The 17,798-nt window shown below is 44.1% G+C and carries 15 protein-coding genes; 4 read left to right on the forward strand and 11 right to left on the reverse strand.

What is annotated here, in order from left to right; genetic code table 11:
• Nucleotides 1-83 precede the first annotated feature (83 nt).
• Entirely contained in the window at nt 84-3,839 is a 3,756-nt protein-coding gene (locus FHS68_RS02065; RefSeq protein WP_167266798.1) for a PVC-type heme-binding CxxCH protein, read from the reverse strand.
• Nucleotides 3,840-3,858: 19 nt separating this feature from the next.
• Complete coding sequence (locus tag FHS68_RS02070) at nt 3,859-4,983, reverse strand: Gfo/Idh/MocA family protein (protein ID WP_167266800.1); 1,125 nt, start codon at nt 4,981-4,983, stop codon at nt 3,859-3,861.
• Between the two features lie 370 nt (nt 4,984-5,353).
• Between FHS68_RS02070 and FHS68_RS02075 the strand changes: the two genes are divergently transcribed.
• Both FHS68_RS02075 and FHS68_RS02080 read left to right on the forward strand, forming a co-directional pair.
• On the forward strand, nt 5,354-6,622 hold the full coding sequence (locus tag FHS68_RS02075) for an acyltransferase family protein (protein WP_208408128.1): 1,269 nt from the start codon (nt 5,354-5,356) through the stop codon (nt 6,620-6,622).
• 67 nt (nt 6,623-6,689) lie between these two features.
• Nucleotides 6,690-8,123, forward strand: a complete 1,434-nt coding sequence (locus FHS68_RS02080) for a glycoside hydrolase family 125 protein (protein WP_167266804.1) — start codon at nt 6,690-6,692, stop codon at nt 8,121-8,123.
• A gap of 181 nt (nt 8,124-8,304) precedes the next feature.
• Here FHS68_RS02080 and FHS68_RS02085 read toward each other — a convergent pair whose 3' ends face one another.
• From FHS68_RS02085 to FHS68_RS02100, 4 genes are all read right to left on the reverse strand, one after another.
• Nucleotides 8,305-8,580: a hypothetical protein gene (locus tag FHS68_RS02085; protein ID WP_167266806.1), complete on the reverse strand. Its 276-nt coding sequence runs from the start codon at nt 8,578-8,580 to the stop codon at nt 8,305-8,307.
• A gap of 126 nt (nt 8,581-8,706) precedes the next feature.
• A complete protein-coding gene (locus tag FHS68_RS02090) occupies nt 8,707-8,919 on the reverse strand; it encodes a hypothetical protein (protein ID WP_167266808.1) in 213 nt (70 codons plus the stop codon).
• 345 nt (nt 8,920-9,264) lie between these two features.
• Complete coding sequence (locus tag FHS68_RS02095; RefSeq protein ID WP_167266810.1) at nt 9,265-10,092, reverse strand: sugar phosphate isomerase/epimerase family protein; 828 nt, start codon at nt 10,090-10,092, stop codon at nt 9,265-9,267.
• Nucleotides 10,093-10,266: 174 nt separating this feature from the next.
• Entirely contained in the window at nt 10,267-10,695 is a 429-nt protein-coding gene (locus tag FHS68_RS02100; RefSeq protein WP_167266812.1) for an META domain-containing protein, read from the reverse strand.
• Nucleotides 10,696-10,952: 257 nt separating this feature from the next.
• Here FHS68_RS02100 and FHS68_RS02105 point away from each other — a divergent pair, with 257 nt between their 5' ends.
• Nucleotides 10,953-11,813, forward strand: coding sequence for an AraC family transcriptional regulator (locus FHS68_RS02105; protein WP_167266814.1), 861 nt, complete (start codon nt 10,953-10,955; stop codon nt 11,811-11,813).
• Between the two features lie 2 nt (nt 11,814-11,815).
• Here FHS68_RS02105 and FHS68_RS02110 read toward each other — a convergent pair whose 3' ends face one another.
• From FHS68_RS02110 to uxuA, 5 genes are all read right to left on the reverse strand, one after another.
• Entirely contained in the window at nt 11,816-13,255 is a 1,440-nt protein-coding gene (locus FHS68_RS02110; RefSeq protein WP_167266816.1) for a Gfo/Idh/MocA family protein, read from the reverse strand.
• Nucleotides 13,256-13,284: 29 nt separating this feature from the next.
• Nucleotides 13,285-14,127, reverse strand: coding sequence for a ThuA domain-containing protein (locus FHS68_RS02115; RefSeq protein ID WP_167266818.1), 843 nt, complete (start codon nt 14,125-14,127; stop codon nt 13,285-13,287).
• Nucleotides 14,128-14,292: 165 nt separating this feature from the next.
• The gene (locus FHS68_RS02120) at nt 14,293-14,847 is read right to left on the reverse strand and encodes a BRO-N domain-containing protein (protein ID WP_208408129.1); all 555 of its coding nucleotides are present in this window, start codon (nt 14,845-14,847) and stop codon (nt 14,293-14,295) included.
• A gap of 64 nt (nt 14,848-14,911) precedes the next feature.
• On the reverse strand, nt 14,912-15,706 hold the full coding sequence (locus FHS68_RS02125; protein WP_208408130.1) for an SDR family NAD(P)-dependent oxidoreductase: 795 nt from the start codon (nt 15,704-15,706) through the stop codon (nt 14,912-14,914).
• Nucleotides 15,707-15,726: 20 nt separating this feature from the next.
• On the reverse strand, nt 15,727-16,950 hold the full coding sequence (uxuA, locus tag FHS68_RS02130; RefSeq protein WP_167266820.1) for a mannonate dehydratase: 1,224 nt from the start codon (nt 16,948-16,950) through the stop codon (nt 15,727-15,729).
• Nucleotides 16,951-17,175: 225 nt separating this feature from the next.
• On the opposite strand from uxuA, the gene FHS68_RS02135 reads away from it, so the two are divergent.
• Entirely contained in the window at nt 17,176-17,736 is a 561-nt protein-coding gene (locus FHS68_RS02135; protein ID WP_229211743.1) for a Uma2 family endonuclease, read from the forward strand.
• Nucleotides 17,737-17,798: the final 62 nt, after the last annotated feature.

The raw sequence follows: 17,798 nt of genomic DNA on the forward strand, positions 1-17,798 counted from the left end.
CCTTTCCGAAGGTGATGGAGACCTGGCAAGTTTTGTAGACGGGGTCGCCTAAACTTACCAGGTCTCGCCAATAACGTTATTTATTATTTACTTAAAGCCGCCTGTTCCTTAATAACCGTCATCACACCCTTCATCAATCGCCAGTGGCCGGGGAATGTGCAGACGAAAGGATAATCGCCCACAACATCGGGTACCACGAATTTTAAACGGAAAGTTTGTCCGGGATTTACCAATGGCGTTGCAGCCAGGATTTGCGGAATGTTTGGAACGTAATTCTTTTCCGCGCCGTCTTTCACAGTGATCATTTTATCTGCCGCTGCTCCGATGATCTCGTAAGATTTTGGTTTTCCAACCACTACATTATGCTGCATGGCATCCGGGTTTTCAAAAACCAGCTCAACTGTTTTTCCTGCAATTACCTTGAATTCCGTTACGTTGAACTTCATTTCCTCACGGATCGCTTTGATCTGAACAACCTGTACATTCGGATCAGTGGTCACTTCTTCTTTAATGCCGTACGATTCCAGGAATGGAATGAGCTTGCTGCTCATATCGTCGTTGATCTGACCTTTCAAAGAAGCTAGGTACTTGCGGCTTTCGTCGTTTACAGTTTCTTTGCGTTTCGGATTCCAGGCACCTAGCACGCCTTTGATAATTGCATTTTTGCCTTGGGGATCCAGTATTTGTGCAGTTTTGATCAATCCAATCACGTCTTCTCCGCTCGCATAGGAAGTATATCCCCGCGATGCGCGTTCCAAAGCAAAGTCAGACAAGCGGTCCATACGTTTTACTTCAAAGGTTTTGCTCAAAGTGTTGTTCTTGCTTTCATCTTTTTCTGGAACAGCATTGTCCACATCTACCGTGGCGGTCACATTCACCTTACCGGCTTCTTCGGAAACAAACCCGAAACCAGATTTCCACGGTCCATTGTTGCCCTCAACCAGTTTCACAGTCTCGCCGGGAGCAATTCCGCTGGTCAGTTGACGGCTGATGTAGTTGGTATTCAAAGCGCGACTTCTTATTCCCACATTCACAACCGGCACTAATTCTTTTGGCACCGCCACACTTCCCTGATTTGTAATTTCAATGACAACTCTCGCATACTCGCGGACATAAGGCATCGCTGGTTCAATGGTAATATTCGTAACCGCCAGCTCAGCAGAACCTTGTACCGTGACTTTATTGGCAGCAGTACTATTCTCATGATTCATGGCAGAATGATCCATTGCTTTCGTAGCTTCCGCCTTTTGAGCTGGTGCAGAACCAGCCTTACCTGCACGCTGAGCCAGATATTTATTCCGCAATGCGCCATCTTGTGAATTGAGGATTGCTGCAAATGCGTCCGGCATCCAGCGATCATCAGCTTGCGAATAAGAATCAAGCAATGCTAACACCGCGTTTTCAATTTCCGGCGTGTAGGGAATTTCAGAGAATGCCAGCAATGAGTTTAAAACAACCAAAGGTTCCTTATCATGAAGCGCATCTGCGGCTAGCAATGATTGGGTTGTGGCCGGCGTGCGTGGTAGAATCTGAACGGCTGTTTTGCGAACATCATTGGATGCATGTTTCAAAGCTTCTGTTACACTAGCCAAAACCTGCGGATCGCCGATTGCATTAAGTCCTTGCAATGTCCATAAAGCATGGATTGCGGCAGTATTCAGGCCAATTTCATCAACAGATTTGTCTTTAACCAATTCCAATAATTTTGGAACAACATCTTTATTGCCACGCTCAACCAGCAACCGTTGCGCATGACGGCGCCAGAGCATATTGTTGTTTTTTAATGTGGCTACCAGTTCGTCGGGACGTTCTTTGCTTAAAGAGATTGGCGTATATTTTGGAGCGTTTTTCCAGCCAATGCGGTAAAGTCTACCATGGGTAAAATCACGCAAATCAGTCTGATAAGCATTTCCTTTTCCATTTTCTGATCCTTTCGGGGTGGGGTTATGCTGGATAATATAGCTATACCAATCGGCCACCCAAACGGCGCCGTCAGGACCCACTTCCGCAAATACCGGGGCAACCCATTCATCGGCGCCAGCCAGTAAGTTGAAACCCAACGCATCCTCGAAGTCCGTGCCTTTTTTGGTCGCAATATTCTGGTGTAAAATGTGTCCGGTAGGTTCCGAAACGAATGCTACTTTATTCCAATACTTTTTAGGATAAGACCTTGCAGTATAAAAATTATGTCCCGCTGCCGCTGTAAAACCGCCAAATACATCCACCTGACGCACTTTTGGCGTAATCGGCTGCATATCTTTATGCGTATCGGTACTGCGGCTTCCGTTATCTACTTTGCTTTTTCCAAAATAGCGGTTTGGAATAGCGGAATACCAGCCATGTGAGTTATTGGCAGTAGATCCAAAAAGGTCACCAGCTTCATTGAAACCCAGTCCCCAGGTATTATTTGAGGTTTTAGCAACAATTTCCATATCGGTACCATCGGGCTTGAAGCGAAAAAGTGCCTGACCGAAATTGAGCGAATCACTTTGGCCAAACTTGCCTTTAAATCCGGAATAACCCACAGAACCGTAAACCCAGTTATCAAAGCCATAATGCAAATTGGAAGGTCCGGCGTGGGTATCACCAGTTCCAAAACCAGAGAATAGAATTTTCTTCACATCCGCTTTATTATCCCCATTGGTATCTTGCAAAAACAACATATGCGGCGCCTGAGACACAATTAATCCGCCATTTGCGAAAACCAGACCGGTTGGAATGCTGAGATCGTCTGAGAATTTAGTGAACTTGTCGGCTTTTCCGTCCTTATTGGTATCCTCGCAAATCAAAATGTAATCGCTTCCACCTGTATCTTTTCTCTCGTTTGGATAATCTTTGGTGATCAAAACAAATAACCTTCCGCGCTCATCCCAAGTCATCGCGATCGGGTGCATTACGTCAGGCTCGTGGGCGAAAATATCCAAGGTAAAGTCAACCGGGATTTGAATGTGTTTTACCGATTCCTCCGGAGAAAGCGGCAATTGCTGCATCTGAGCACCTGGCCGTTGCTCATAGTTAGGAAGTTTAGCCTCGCGGTATTCAAATGGTTTTGGAGCAAGTGCAGCCAAGGATGCTTTTGCTTCGTCATTTACAGACCACAATATTCCTTTTTCCAACAAATCCTGGAAACCCGGCACCGCCCAGGTACGCTCGTCGTGGCCATAAGCAGTGTAAAAAATGCGCCCTTTTCCATGCGTTCTTATCCAGGTATAAGGTTCCTTCTGAACGCCAGGCTTATCTTTTTCCTGATCTTTTTGGATCGTACGTTCGGTCAAAACAATGTTGTCGGGCTGCAATGACGTATGCAAGTAAGTCTCGTCAATGGTCTTGAAAGGCTTCACACCGGCGATTGCAGGGTGATCGGGTTTTGTCCAAACGGGCTGGATGGTGTCAAAGGTATGTTTCCAGAATTGTCCGCCCATGAGCTTTACAACTTCCGGATTATTACGGAAACAGTAAGAAGCGCAATGCACAGGAATAAAACCTCTGCCGCTTGCCACATAATCCAGCAAAGCCTTGGCTTGCGGCGGTGCGATCGAATCCCAGTTGGCATAGAGCATTAATGCATCGTACTTATTAAGTGTCTCAGCATTAAGATCATTCAGGTTATCAGTATAAGTGAAATTGAAGCCTTTCGGCCCCAATGCTGCCATAATCTGTGGCACGCGCTCGGCAGGCTTATGGTGTCCATTATCCCCCAGAAAGAGAATTTCAAGACGACGTCCTTTCGCAGCTTCCTTTGTGGAAGTGCTTTTCATCGATGCATTTTGCGATGACGGCTGAGAGGCACACCCCAGCAAGACAATACCAAGTATAAAGGATAACGCTTTGATTTTCATTGAGTTTAATTTTGATATTCTAAACATTCTTAAAATCTGGTAACTTAATAATTGCCCCGCCTTGCAACGCCGACTCATGCGCTAAAATTCCTACACTTGTCCAATTGGCGGATTGCCATGCATTTGGGAACGGATCGCGGTTCTCAATTAATGCGCTGATAAACTCGTGGGCCAGATGTGGGTGCGAGCCTCCATGCCCGCCGCCTTGTACAAACGACAAATGCGCGTTGTCATCCAGATTATAAACGCCGTGGCCAGTAAATGCCCGGATTTCTTCCGGCAAGTAATGCGCATAATCCGGCGTAGTCACTTTCTCAGGAATCTCATGTTCCGGCTTTTTGGCGGTGTGGATCACGGGATCTTCCCCTTCAATCAACGGCCATTCAAACGACTTTTTGCTTCCGTAAACTTCAAAACTCTCGCGATACTGACGCGCGACATCGAACAACGAACGATAAACATAGGCAGATAAATCACTGTCTTTAAACTTGATATGTGCCGATTCAACCGCAAAAGGGGAGTTATGGATTTTGGCAAGATCTTCGCTGATCGTTCCTGAGCCAAAGCAGGAAACATACTCAGCTTCCAGTTTCAACAAACCAGCGACCGGGCCTACACAATGCGTTGCATAATGCATTGGAGGCAAACCGGGCCAATAGTCAGGCCATCCATCCATATCCTGCTGATGGCTTGCTTTCAGGAACTGCACTTTCCCTAGCTCGCCTTTTTCATAAAGTTCTTTCACGAAAAGGAATTCCCGCGCATACACCACGGTTTCCATCATCATATATTTTTTACCTGATTCTTTTGTCGCTTTCACAATCTCAATGCAATCTTCTACGCTTGTAGCCATCGGCACCGTACAAGCCACATGTTTACCGGCTCGCAAAGCTTTTAAAGTTTGCTCGGCATGATTAGGAATAGGAGAGTTAATGTGCACCGCATCCACCAGCGGATCATTCAAAAGATCTTCGTAACTGGTATAACGGACGTCAATTCCGTACTGGTCGCCAACTGCATTGAGTTTTGATTCGGTGCGCTGGCAGATCGCGTACATATTGGCATTGGGATGTTGCTGGTAAATGGGAATAAACTCGGCCCCGAAGCCTAATCCTACGATGGCAACATTAATTTTTTGAGACATGCTTCTTGAATGGTTTGTGGATTTAGTTTTTGTAAAAGCAAAATATGGCAATACAATTTTAAAACAAAATAATGCTAAAAGCTTTACGTCTTTTGATTAGAACTGGCTGAATATTGACTATCTTTTAAATATTATAAATAATAATTGGCAAAAAACGGCTACAATTCCGCTCTTCAAGCAGCGATTGCTATTGGAAATGAGCAGATGAGTGGCTTTGCCTTTTTTTGATTAAACTGCATCAAGAAACATACTGCCATTTGTGATCCGACCAGCCACGCCCGACGACGCTCCATCAGGAGTAGCGTTGGTTATTTAGGAATGGGGCATCTGGAGAGTATTGTAATTGTATCTAAAACCCACTTTTGAATTGATGAAGCAGCGGCTTGTATCTCTAGACGTCCTGCGCGGATTTACGATGATCCTGATGACGATCGTCAACAATCCCGGTGATTGGGAGCACGTATATGCGCCATTGTTGCATGCCGAATGGCATGGATGCACGCCAACGGACTTGGTTTTTCCAACTTTCCTTTTCATTGTTGGCGTTTCGGTCGTACTGGCTTCACCTGATCAATCGAGCGATGGGATTATTCTTCAAAGAATTTTAACCCGGACATTGCGCATTTTTTGCCTCGGACTTTTTTTGAGCTTTTTCAGCCGGATACATTTCGGTGGATTGGAAGATGCCGCATTACTGGGTTTCAGATTGGCGATTACAGCCATTGTCGTCGTGACTTTGTTTGGAAATTATGATAAAAACTGGCAGTTCTGGATCGTGGTGATCATGTTCATTACAATGATCATTCTCGCATTTGGGGGCTTTAAAGATTTCGAGTCGGTCCGGATTCCGGGGGTTTTGCAGCGGATTGCGGTGGTTTATCTGATCGTCTCCTTACTTTATTGGAGGACTGGCTGGGTCACTCAGGCGATTGTCGGCGTTGCCGTTTTACTAATTTATTGGGCAATTATGACATTAATCCCAGTACCCGGCATTGGAGAACCAAATCTTGAAAAAGGGACTAACCTGGCAGCCTGGCTGGACAATTTCTTGCTGCCCGGACATTTGTGGGCAACATCCAAAACCTGGGACCCGGAAGGAATATTAAGTACATTACCCGCTGTCGGAACTGGCATTGCAGGTTTGTTGACGGGTCAGCTCTTACGGTTAGATATTGTCCAATCCCGCAAAGCTTTGTATTTATTAGCAGGCGGTTTGGCTGGAATCATCATTGGTTTTCTCTGGAATTTTGTCTTTCCGTTAAACAAAGCGCTTTGGACAAGCTCGTTCGTGCTTTACGCAGCCGGTTGGGCATTGCTTTGTCTTGCATTGCTATTATATATCATTGATATTAAGGGTTATGGGGGTTGGACTACCTTTTTTGTGATGTTTGGGGTCAATCCGATGGTCGTCTTTTTCTTTTCCGGCATTCTCATTAGAATTCTAAATGTTGTTAAGGTCGCCAACCCGACCAATCCTTCTGAGCAAATGAATCTGGTGCCTTATCTTTATCAATATCAGATTGTGCCGCGGTTTGAAAGTCCCTACAACGCCTCACTGACTTATGCATTGCTTTATCTACTGCTATGGAGTCTTATTTTGATTGTCCTCTATCGCCGGAAGCTGGTATTCAGGGTGTGAGGCAGCGATGAAAATTTGTATAAATTGCTTTTCCAAAAATTTTAAGAATCAAATTTCAATTGAATTCATGTATCAACGAAGAGATTTTCTGAAAGCCGGAGCTTTGGCAGTGGCAGGAACTGCTGTTTCCAATTGGTCTTTTGCAAAAAGTGTTGCCGATTTTCCAGTAGTCCGCATTGCGGCAGATAAGCGCAGCTTCAAAAGTGAAGCGGTAGAAGCGACCATTGTTCGGATGAAAAAGGTGATCAAGGATCCGGAACTAGCCTGGTTATTTGAAAACTGTTTCCCCAATACCATTGATACAACCGTTCATTTCAAAACAACGGATGGTAAGCCCGATACTTTTGTGATTACCGGGGATATCGACGCGATGTGGCTTCGCGACAGCACTGCGCAGGTTTGGCCGTACCTTCCTTTGCTGAAAGAAGATGTTCATTTGAGAGAAATGGTAGCCGGGTTAATTAACCGTCAGACCAAATGCATACTGATCGATCCGTATGCCAATGCATTTTACGATCGTCCGAAAGAAAGTGAGTGGACGACGGACGCGACGGACATGAAGCCGATGCTTCACGAGCGGAAATGGGAGTTGGATTCGCTTTGCTATACCATCCGTTTGGCCTACAATTATTGGAAAACGACCGGCGATAACAAGCCTTTTGATGCCGATTGGAAGAAGGCGATGGGCTTGGTCCTTAAAACCTGCAAGGAGCAGCAACGGAAGGATGGCCCTGGACCTTATAAATTTGGCCGTGTTACTTCCTGGTCTACCGATACGGTTCCTGGGAATGGCTATGGAAACCCAATAAGGCCGGTTGGTTTGATTGCTAATACTTTTCGCCCTTCTGACGACGCAACGGTTTACCCTTTTTTCGTGCCTTCCAATTTCTTTGCAGTCGTTTCTTTTCGAGAAGTTGCCGAAATATTGGAGAAATCCTCGGATGCGCAGGATACTAAGCTAGCCGGAGAGTTTAAGGCTTTGGCGACTGAAGTTGAAAATGCTCTGAAGAAATATGCAGTTTATCCGCACCCTGAGTTTGGGAAAATATATGCTTTCGAAGTGGATGGATTTGGTAACCACCTCTTGATGGATGACGCTGGTATTCCGGGATTGATCAGTTTGCCCTATCTCGGCGCAATGTCTGTGAAAGATCCGATTTACATTAATACAAGAAAGTTTGTTTTAAGCGATTCTAACCCTTATTTCTTTAAAGGAAAAGCGGGAGAAGGTTTGGGAAGTCCGCATACGCTTATCAACCAGGTCTGGCCGATGGGGATCATTGCGAGAGCGATTACTTCAACGGATGATAAAGAAATAGAGGCGCAATTGAAACAGTTGAAAATGACCCATAATCATACTGGTTTCATGCACGAATCTTTTGACAAAGATGATGACGCCAAGTTTACAAGGAAATGGTTTGCGTGGGTTAATACGCTTTTTGGAGAGTTGATTTTGAAACTGGAAAAGGAGCGACCGCATTTGCTGGCGAAGGTTTATTGAGGCTACCGATGTGTTAGAGCCAGAGGCTCGGCCGATCCCTGGCGCCGGGTTTCAACCCGGCGAGACAAGTGATGGCATGGCTCTACGGTGCGGCCAACGATGCTGGTCTTTCTACGGATTGAAATCCGTAGTTAGGAAATCGGTCGAGCCTCTGGCTCTTGTTGCGTAATCAGCAGGCTGACTATCTGATGTTTCTGGCCAATTTTGCGATTAAAGTGCCCATTCGGAGGTTATTAACAATATGCACCCGCATTTCCGGTGTCACTCGGGCAAGATTTTCGGTGAAGAGAAAATTCTCAATCATCGTATGAAGCGATTCAATCATCTCGTCTGCGCTATCTCTTTTAAAAAAATCTTTTACCATATTGATTTGGCTCAAAGATGCCGGATCTAAGCCGTTAAAATCCGTTTCAATGTCTTTTGCTTCTTCCGATTTTGAATCTTGCCGTTTGTTCATAGTTTTGTGAAAGTTTAATAGTAATTGATTGAACTGAACCCGGATGTAATGTTTTCCGACTGTACTCCGGGTTTTTTCTTGACTGGAAATTTTTGGGATTTACCCAAAAATTTCCAACAAATTTTTTTATTTCAAAGTTAAAGTAACAACCGTCTTTTCATTTACATCGGCAAAATCTGACAATATCTCTTTCATACGTTTTTGTGATATCCCTTTCTTGAATCTGTAATCGCGCCACGCATTCGTATATTTCCCAACCTTCACATCTGCGGGTAGCGCTGGGTAGATGTCATTAAGCCACCAGACAAAGGCTTCCTCAATTGAAGTAAATGTCTTCATTAAGCAAATTTAGATTTTTTTGGGATAACTCCAAAACGCCAATCTTTAAAATAGCTTTTTTATTTTTTAGCAACCTATGTTTTTAGGAAATAGAGCCAGAGGCTCGGCAGATCTACTAACCCCGGGTTTCAACCCGGGGTACAACCCGGGGTACAAGTGACGTGGCAACTATCTCATGGGGATGAGCGACATAGCAATCGTCTCAATGCGGCAAGTGACGTAACAGCTATCTACTTGCGGTTTGATAGGAGGGTAGCTGTTACCTCGCGTAGGTCTACGGATTGAAATCCGTAGTTAGGAGATCGGTCGCGCCGCGCAGGTCGAGCCTCTGGCTCTTTTAGGTACTTAGGTAACCTTAGCCTTAATAAACCCCAACCCATCCCGCATCAGCTGCTCCTCTGAATCGAACATCTTCCTCCATATGTTAGCAACCGGAAGTTTTGGGCTGAAAGCTTCGATACTCAGCCAGCCATCATACTTAATGTCTTTAATCGCCTTAAATACCCCTTCCCAATCCACATTTCCCTTTCCTGGCGTGGAGCGGTCATTTTCCGAAAGCTGGATGAAGCTAATCTGGTTAGCCGCTTTGCGGATCGCATCGCCAATATTTTTTTCTTCGATATTGGCGTGAAAAGTATCAAACATGATCTTGCAATTCGGGTGGTTGACCTCGTTCACAAAGCGGATCAACTCGTCGGTGCAGCTTGTCAGGTATAGTTCGAAGCGGTTCAGGTATTCGAGGCCTAGTGTGATGTCAATTGATTCGGCGTAATCAGCCACTTCACGGATACCTTCGATTCCCCATTGCCATTCTTCCTCGGTTGCTGCCATTCCGGTAAAAACACCCAAGGCAGAGTGGAAAGGGCCCATTAATTTGGTCGCACCCAAAACCAAAGAGCAGTCCAATGCACTTTTTAGATGTTGGATTGTATGCCGTCTCACGGTCGGGTTCCTGCTGATCAGATTTTGGTCCGGGCCGCAGATTGTATCTGTTTCACAGGCTAATCCCAGGCTATCCAGCTTTGCGCGGAAGTTGAACCAATGTTCAGGATTTGTATTGAAAATGGGGACTTCGACGCCATCAAACCCTATTTCTTTGATCAGTTCCAGTGTTGGAAAAAGGCTATCATCTATTTCAGTTCCCCAAAGGAGGAGATTCATGCTGTATTTCATCAAATGCGGCTTTTTCTTGTAAAATCAATATCGAAGTAATATCCGTACAATTTTACAGTAAAAAAATCCCCTTTGTTTGACACGATTTGACAAGTAATGATTTGATCTTGATATGCATAAAAAAAGCAGTTCAGGTTATTACACCAAAACTGCTTTCTCAATATGTAAAGTTGACTATTGCTCCCGGGCAAATATCAGCTGATTATTGTTTTCGTAATATAAAATTAACTTATCCGCTTTAAGGTCGTAAAGGTTAACATTGGGCAATGCGTTGACAAACATATTTCCCCACGAAGTCTCTGCTCTTTCAGTCCCGCCACCGCCAATCTGGATTGTATTTTGCTGCGCGGTCTCATAAAAACCTGTCAGATAGTTCCTTGAAGATGTTCCTTCCAACTCACCCTTGTCCTTGAAAATCAGGCTTACTTCCATTTGACCTTTGGCAAGAGTAGGCTTTTTAATAGTGACATTAGACTGCACAATACGCTCTAATTCCCACTTGCCGGTTAATTCCATATTGCTGCTGATTGTGGTTGTTTTTCCACAGCCTGATAGATAAATAAGGAATGTTAAACAAAGCGCCGGAAGGATAAAGGTTTTCATAAAGTGAAAAGAGTACCAAGGTAATGATATGAGGACATTGGGTCAGATTGACTATTTGCAACAACAATTGGACAACTCATCATTAAAATATTATGCCATCAGAGTATGTAGCGGCTAGCGATTATTACAACGGGAAAAACGCTTTATTCTTTCACCGCTTACTAAATGATTTTAGGGCGCAAATATGCATAAGTAATCGGATTTTGATGTTAAATTTGCATAAATACCAAGATATGTGGTAAAATTCAGGAGATTACATGAAAGCACCTATTCATAAAAATATAGAAAGCCAGGTCCGCACAGTCACTGTTCAGGAGCTAAAAGCGCCTCATTTCGATCCTAACTGGCATTTTCATCCGCATTACCAACTGTTTACTGTTTTAGAAGGAACTGGCAAGAGGCTGATTGGAGATTCCGTTCAAACTTTTGAGCCTGGGGATACTGTATTTCTCGGACCCGACGTCCCGCATCTATGGAGGAGCGATCCGGCCTATTTTGACCATTCTTCCTCACTCGCGACGCATGGAATTGTATTATATTTTCAGGAAGATTTTCTAGGGAAGGATTTTCTTGAAAAACCAGAAATGCTTGCATTGCGACAGCTGCTCCTGGATTCAAAAAGAGGAATTGAATATAAAGGCCCACTTCGGGAGCATATCCGCAGCGAATTAATGTCACTAACACAAACAGAAGGCTTCAAAAGTATTCTCCAACTGCTCACATTGCTGGATAAGCTGGCGCACGAAGCGGGAGGAAGTCCGATTTCAAGTTATGGATATGTGAATACTTATAAAATTTCTGAAACTGAGCGTATGCAAAAAGTGCATAACTATGTTTTGCAGCATTTTTATCAGGAAATCAGGCTCGGAGATGTGGCTTCATTGGCAGGGATGACGGAAGCAGCTTTCTGTCGTTATTTCAAGGCCAGGGCCAATAAGACTTTTATTGATTTTGTAAATGAGATCCGCATCGGACATTCCTGCAAATTATTATTAGAAGACAAATGGACCATTGCACAGATCGCCTACGATAGCGGATTTGACTCCCTATCTAATTTCAACAGGAATTTTAAAAAATACATCGGGCAGACACCCCGGGAGTATAAGGGAAATTATTAAGTTTATCCCTTCACGTAGTTTGTACCATAAGGCCCGCGCTGCGGACGGGATAGCATCGCGCTTGCTTCCTTATCTCCGATAAACTCTTCTTTCTTAGGATCCCATTTCAATTTTCTGCCCAGTTTCATCGCGGTATGCGCGAGCAAACAGGCTGTGCAGGAACGTTGGGCAATTTCCGCGTGACTGATGGTCTGTTTGCCATTCTGGATGCTCTCAATCCAGTTTTGATGCTGCTCAGGGCTTTCATACAAATGGATTTCATCGGATTGGATGACAGACCCAAGAATCTTGGCATCACTTGCGTAAAACGCCTCATTCTTTGCAGCAGATGAAGCCGCGACCGGATCGGAAGCCGTCACGCCCACATTACCGCGCGAAACGAAGATCCAGCCATCTGTTCCTTCGAACTTTATTCCATTCGGATTGGTACCTCCGATTTCCATTTCAACACCATTGGCATATTTCGCATTGACAAGGAAATCGCCGTGAACATCCCACAATCCTGAACCTTTGGCAGGAAAGGTCGCTTTTCCGTCGATCTCAATCGGACCGGTAAGCTCAGTGTCCATTCCCCAATGCGCAATATCAATGTGGTGCGAGCCCCAGCCGGTGATCATACCTGCCCCAAATTGCTCCAAACGCAGCCACCCCGGCCGTTCATTCAGCATGTCGGTTTGAGAATGTACACGGTCCTTAGTGTAATAAATTTCGGGCGTTGAACCAAGCCACATCTTGTAGTTCAAATTGGATGGTACAGGCATTTCAGTCACAATTCCGCCAGCAGGATCGCCTGGTAGGCCTACATATACTTTTTTCAATTTTCCAATCCGGCCATTGCGCACCAGTTCGCAGGTCCTTTTGAATTGCGGCCAGGGCGAAACGGAACGCTGCTGACTTCCTAATTGAAAAATAACCTTTTTCTTGATGATCATATCAGCCATCATCCGGCCTTCTTTAATCGTCAAAGAAGTAGGCTTTTGCATGTAAATGTGCTTGCCGGCCACTGCTGCTTCCATAGCTGGTTGCGCATGCCAGTGATCGGGCGTACTGATGATAACTGCGTCAATGTCCTTTCTTGCAAGAATTTCGTGATAATCATCATAGGTTTTTACGTCCAGGTAATTCTCTTTTCCTGTCCGTTCTGCATATTTTTTCTCAATCCAGACTTTTCCTTTGGCAAGCCGGTTTTTGTCCAGATCAGCAACTGCAATGACGTGTGCAGCCTCATTTTTAATTACTTCCGGTAAATCGTGCGAAGAACCAATGCGCCCAAAGCCGATCTGCCCAATATTGATTTTGTTACTCGGCGCATTTTTGCCAAACACGCTTGATGGCACAATGGTCGGGAACATGGATGCTGCGATGATTCCCGCAGTTCCTGTTGCCGCCTTTTTTATGAATGATCTTCTGTCCTGGCTGATTTCCTGCTGGTTGTCTTTCATTGGATTAGGATTTAGTATTGATGGTTGCGTTAATTTCTTACGACAATATCCTGCGGACTCGTTGCATAGGATTTGCTATAATTTCTAGGTTTTTGAGGGCCGATCGCCCATTCAATAGCTCCAAGAATATGTTTTCGAAGATCTTCCTGATCGTAGTCTTCTTTTTGATGTCCGATCGAAGTGTAAAATGCCCGGCCGCCGTCGTACTCGTGCCACCAAACGGACGGAAACACATTACCAAAAGTGTCCAATGCTTTTCCAGCAGGTTTCTCAATGGTTGTATGATCATTGACTGCGAGCACATTCAGGTTGACAGCCATTTCTTTAACGAAATAAAATTCATCTTTTTCACGCTTCCAGGTTTCCGGCAAATGCGCAAGGGACGGATTTTTAGGGTCGAGAATTTTTACAGAAAAAGCTTGTCCGGGCTCATGCCAGAAGAACGTTCCACCCAGCATATCCTTAAACCATTTCCATTTCCGCTCAGTACCTGACGCAGAATGTATCCCAACAAAATTGCCACCCGCCTGAATGTAGCGCATTAATGCAACTCGTTGCGCGTCAGAATCAAATACATCATTATTGGTATTCGAAAAAATGAGAGCGTCGTATTGTTTCAGATTTTCTTCCGTGAATTTTGATGCGTCGGAAGTAGAATCTACGGCAAAGCCATGTTGCTTACCCAACGCCTGGATCGCGACAATGGAACGGGCAACATTATCGTGGACATAACCCTTCCCGTTTCTGGTATAGACCAGGACTTTGACCTTATTCCATTTAACTTTTTGGCCGAAGGATGCTGTGGCAAAAGTTGCGGTAACTGCGAGAATGATTAGAAGTAAAACTGGTTTCAAGCAATGTATTTTTTTCATTATTTATTGGGTTTGGATAGTCTTGTTATGGTCTCTCATTTTCTAGTTGATCCGGACCTGTATTGCCTAAAAGCTTTTTAGCATTGTTTTGATTTACAATCTTTTTACCAGTTTTTGCTTCAATTTCCTTCCTGGTATTTCCAGCAATAGTACCGCCTTCTCTGGCTACAATTTTGTTTTCATCAAAAGTGGAAGGCAGTTTCTCCTTAGAGTGGCAAATTCATTTCCTGCCCTTACACCGCGATTTTCCCATTCGTCGGTTAACTCTTTTCTAACCTCGATGCTTTTGAGACGTTGATTGATCCATTCTTTGCTATACCCTTTCTGAAGATATGTTTGCATGGCCCGGTCAATCGTTAACTCAGGATTTTCAGTTTCTTCAATTCTTTGGCTGCCGACTTTGGCTAACCATTGTTTAAACGGCTCCGCTTTTGGTGAAGGAATTGATTGGATGAGGCGCAGCATTTGCTCGGTATCGGCTACATCTGTTAGCCTCATTTTGCCATCCGCTGCTTCCATTTTCAAACCGTTACAATTTGTAACGGTTTCATTTCCTTCGGCTGCCAGACGTTTTTTGAGAACCCTCCAGTAAACCTGTGGATTCGAACTTTCCGTTAGTACCATTACAATATCAACAATAGAAAAGAGCCATTTCTCATTCTCCTGATCCCAATGACTTCTGATTTTTTGCTGATTAAAAAGCTTGATCTTGTTTTCCATAATGGTGTATAGTGTTTAGCTTAAAATTATATTCTTAGTAAAGTTTCAGAAAGCCCCGCCCTACCTAAAACCCGATCGAATTCCCACCATCCACCGGCAGGGATACACCCGTAATAAATCTGGCGGCATCAGAAGCGAGATAAACCGCTGCCCAGCCAACATCATCAGGTTTTCCCCAAATTCCCATAGGCGTCCGATCCATAGCTTTGTCGCGGCGGGAAGGATCGCCATTCATGGCGGTAAGCATCATGGGTGTTTCTATGAAACCAGGTGCAATGGCATTGATCCTCACATTATTTGGCGAAAATTCAGTTGCTAATGCTTTTACCATGCCGCCAACCGCTGATTTGGAAGCCGTATAAGCAACAACCCGATCAATTCCGTAAAGCGCTGCCATTGAAGTAATCATGATAATACAGCCTCGTTTCCGGGCGATCATTTTCTTGCCGCACTCCCTGGTAATTGAAAAAACCGCGTGAAGATTGGTTTGGATAACCTTGTCAAAATCTTCGTCTGAAACCTCCACAGCATGCTTCTTCATGTTAATGCCGGCATTGTTGACCAGAATGTCAATTTCTCCAAATGTCAATTCGATATCTTCAATAAGTGCGGGTATTGATTTCAGATCTGTGACATCATTGACAACATATTTGGCATCATTCCCTAATGCAGCCACCGCTTCCTTCAACACAGATTCCCTGCGACCGGTGATGACGACCTTTGCACCAGCTCTTATCAAACATTGAGCAATGTTAAAGCCAATACCACTCCCTCCTCCGGTGATCAGGGCCAATCTTCCTTTTAATGAAAAGATATTCAGTGTGTTACTCTCCAAAATAGTATCAGCAGTGACAGACATTTGCAAACAAATTTTTAAACTCAGTTATTAAATTCCCGAAATGAGCGGGAAATGCTCATTTCCAATCCTCTTAGTTCTGCGAGGGCTTTCAATCTACCAATGGCAGAATATCCAGGGTAAGTTTTTTTATGTAAATCATCGAGCATCTGAAAGCCATGATCCGGTCTCATAGGCAGGGAAAAATCCTTATAGCCTTGGTCATTGCGTCTCTGCTCCTCAGTTAACAATGCTTTGACAACTTCGTACATATCCACATCGCCCTCCAAATGTGGCGCTTCATGAAAATTAAGGGAATAGCCCGTAATGGGATCGATTTCCCTTTTTGTTGTTCTCAAATGCACAAAGTGTATGCGATCTCCAAATTGGCGGATCATTCCAGGCAAATCATTATCCTCCCTTACCCCCAAAGAACCCGTGCAAAAAGTAATTCCATTTGCCCGTACATCGCATCCGTCCAGTAACTGCCGGAGATCCAATTCGGTACTGACCACCCTAGGCAAACCTAAAAGTGATCTTGGGGGATCATCAGGATGAATGCAAAGGTTGATGCCAAGTTCTTCCGCAACCGGGGCTACTTCGCGTATGAAATAATACAAGTTCTCTCGCAGCTCCTTGTCCCCAATTTCATCATAGGCATTCAATAGCGTCTGGAAACTGGTTAATTCAAATGCTTCTTCAGAACCAGGTAAGCCCAAAAAGACTGTGTTGGTCAATGTACCAATTTCTTCCGGCGACATTTGAGCCAGTTTTTCCGCCGCTAATTTCTGAACTGCTGGTTCATAGTCATTAAAAGCACCCGGCCTTTGAAGGATATATAGGTCAAAAATCGCGAAATCTACCCAGACAAACCGGAGTGTTTTTTGTCCTTCAGGAAGCGTATAATCCAATGCGGTACGCGACCAGTCCAGAACCGGCATGAAATTATAGCAGACAGTCTTGATCCCGCATTTTGCTAAATTCCTTAGCGATTCTTTATAATTCTCAATATACAGCTCCCTCGAATGAAGTCCCTTTTTAATGCTTTCATGAACGGGTAAGCTTTCAACAACAAGCCAATGTAATGCTGTAAATTGTTCATTATCAGCTTCTATAAGCGTTTTTCGATCTTGAATAGCTTCTACCGTCCACACATCTCCGACTGGAACCTGATGCAACGCGGTCACTATTCCACTGCACCCTGCCTGCCGAATATCCATTAACGAAACCGGATCATTGGGCCCGAACCAGCGCATGGTGTGTATCATTTGATGCTACAATTTTTGAGGGGAGTATGCTACAATTTTTGAGGGGATTGCTTATTAGGATCTGATCCTAAAAGCCCTCAAATTTGATTCTCCGTTTCGTATTACATGAACAGTTCACGATGTTATTGTCAGACGCAAAGAATTCAAGTTATCCCTTACATAAGGTCAGTGCGAGTCGGATTAAGGAACAAATTGGATAAATGATTACTTTTAAAAGAAAAGCTGATGATAATGGAAGCCGTGGCTGAAAAACTTTACACTCTGGAAGAATATTTTGCCTTCATCGAATCACATGAAGGTCGCTATGAATTCGTAAACGGAGAGATAATAGAAATGTCCGGAGAATCGGTTACATCCAATCAGATTGCAGGAAATATACACTTTTTTATAAGAGGGTATTTAGAGGACAAGCCTTACATCCTGGTTCAAAATGCAGTTAAGTTACAAGTTCATGAAGGCCGGATTTTTCGAATTCCAGATTTCCTTATTTTTAAAGAAAGTGGAAACAAGCGTAAGTTTGCTACGGAGCCATTACTGATTGTGGAGGTACTGTCTGAAAGCACCGCGAAAACTGACCGGTTTACCAAATTGAATGAATACAGACTAATGCCTTCACTGCAATATTATCTGATTGTCGAACAGGAAAGCTGCTCCATAGAAATGTATGTTCGCGAAGGAGAACGCTGGTATGTTGAGTTTTTTGACAAAATGGAAGAAATCATTGGGCTGCCTTATTTTGATATTCGACTTCCTGTTAGCCAGATTTATAAGAAGATTGTTTTTTAAAGAAATCGACAGGGGATATTACCTCAAATTAATTTTCCCGATAAAAATCTGCTGTGTCCCAA

Origin of the sequence: Dyadobacter arcticus (assembly GCF_011762185.1) — a bacterium.
GTDB lineage: Bacteria > Bacteroidota > Bacteroidia > Cytophagales > Spirosomataceae > Dyadobacter > Dyadobacter arcticus.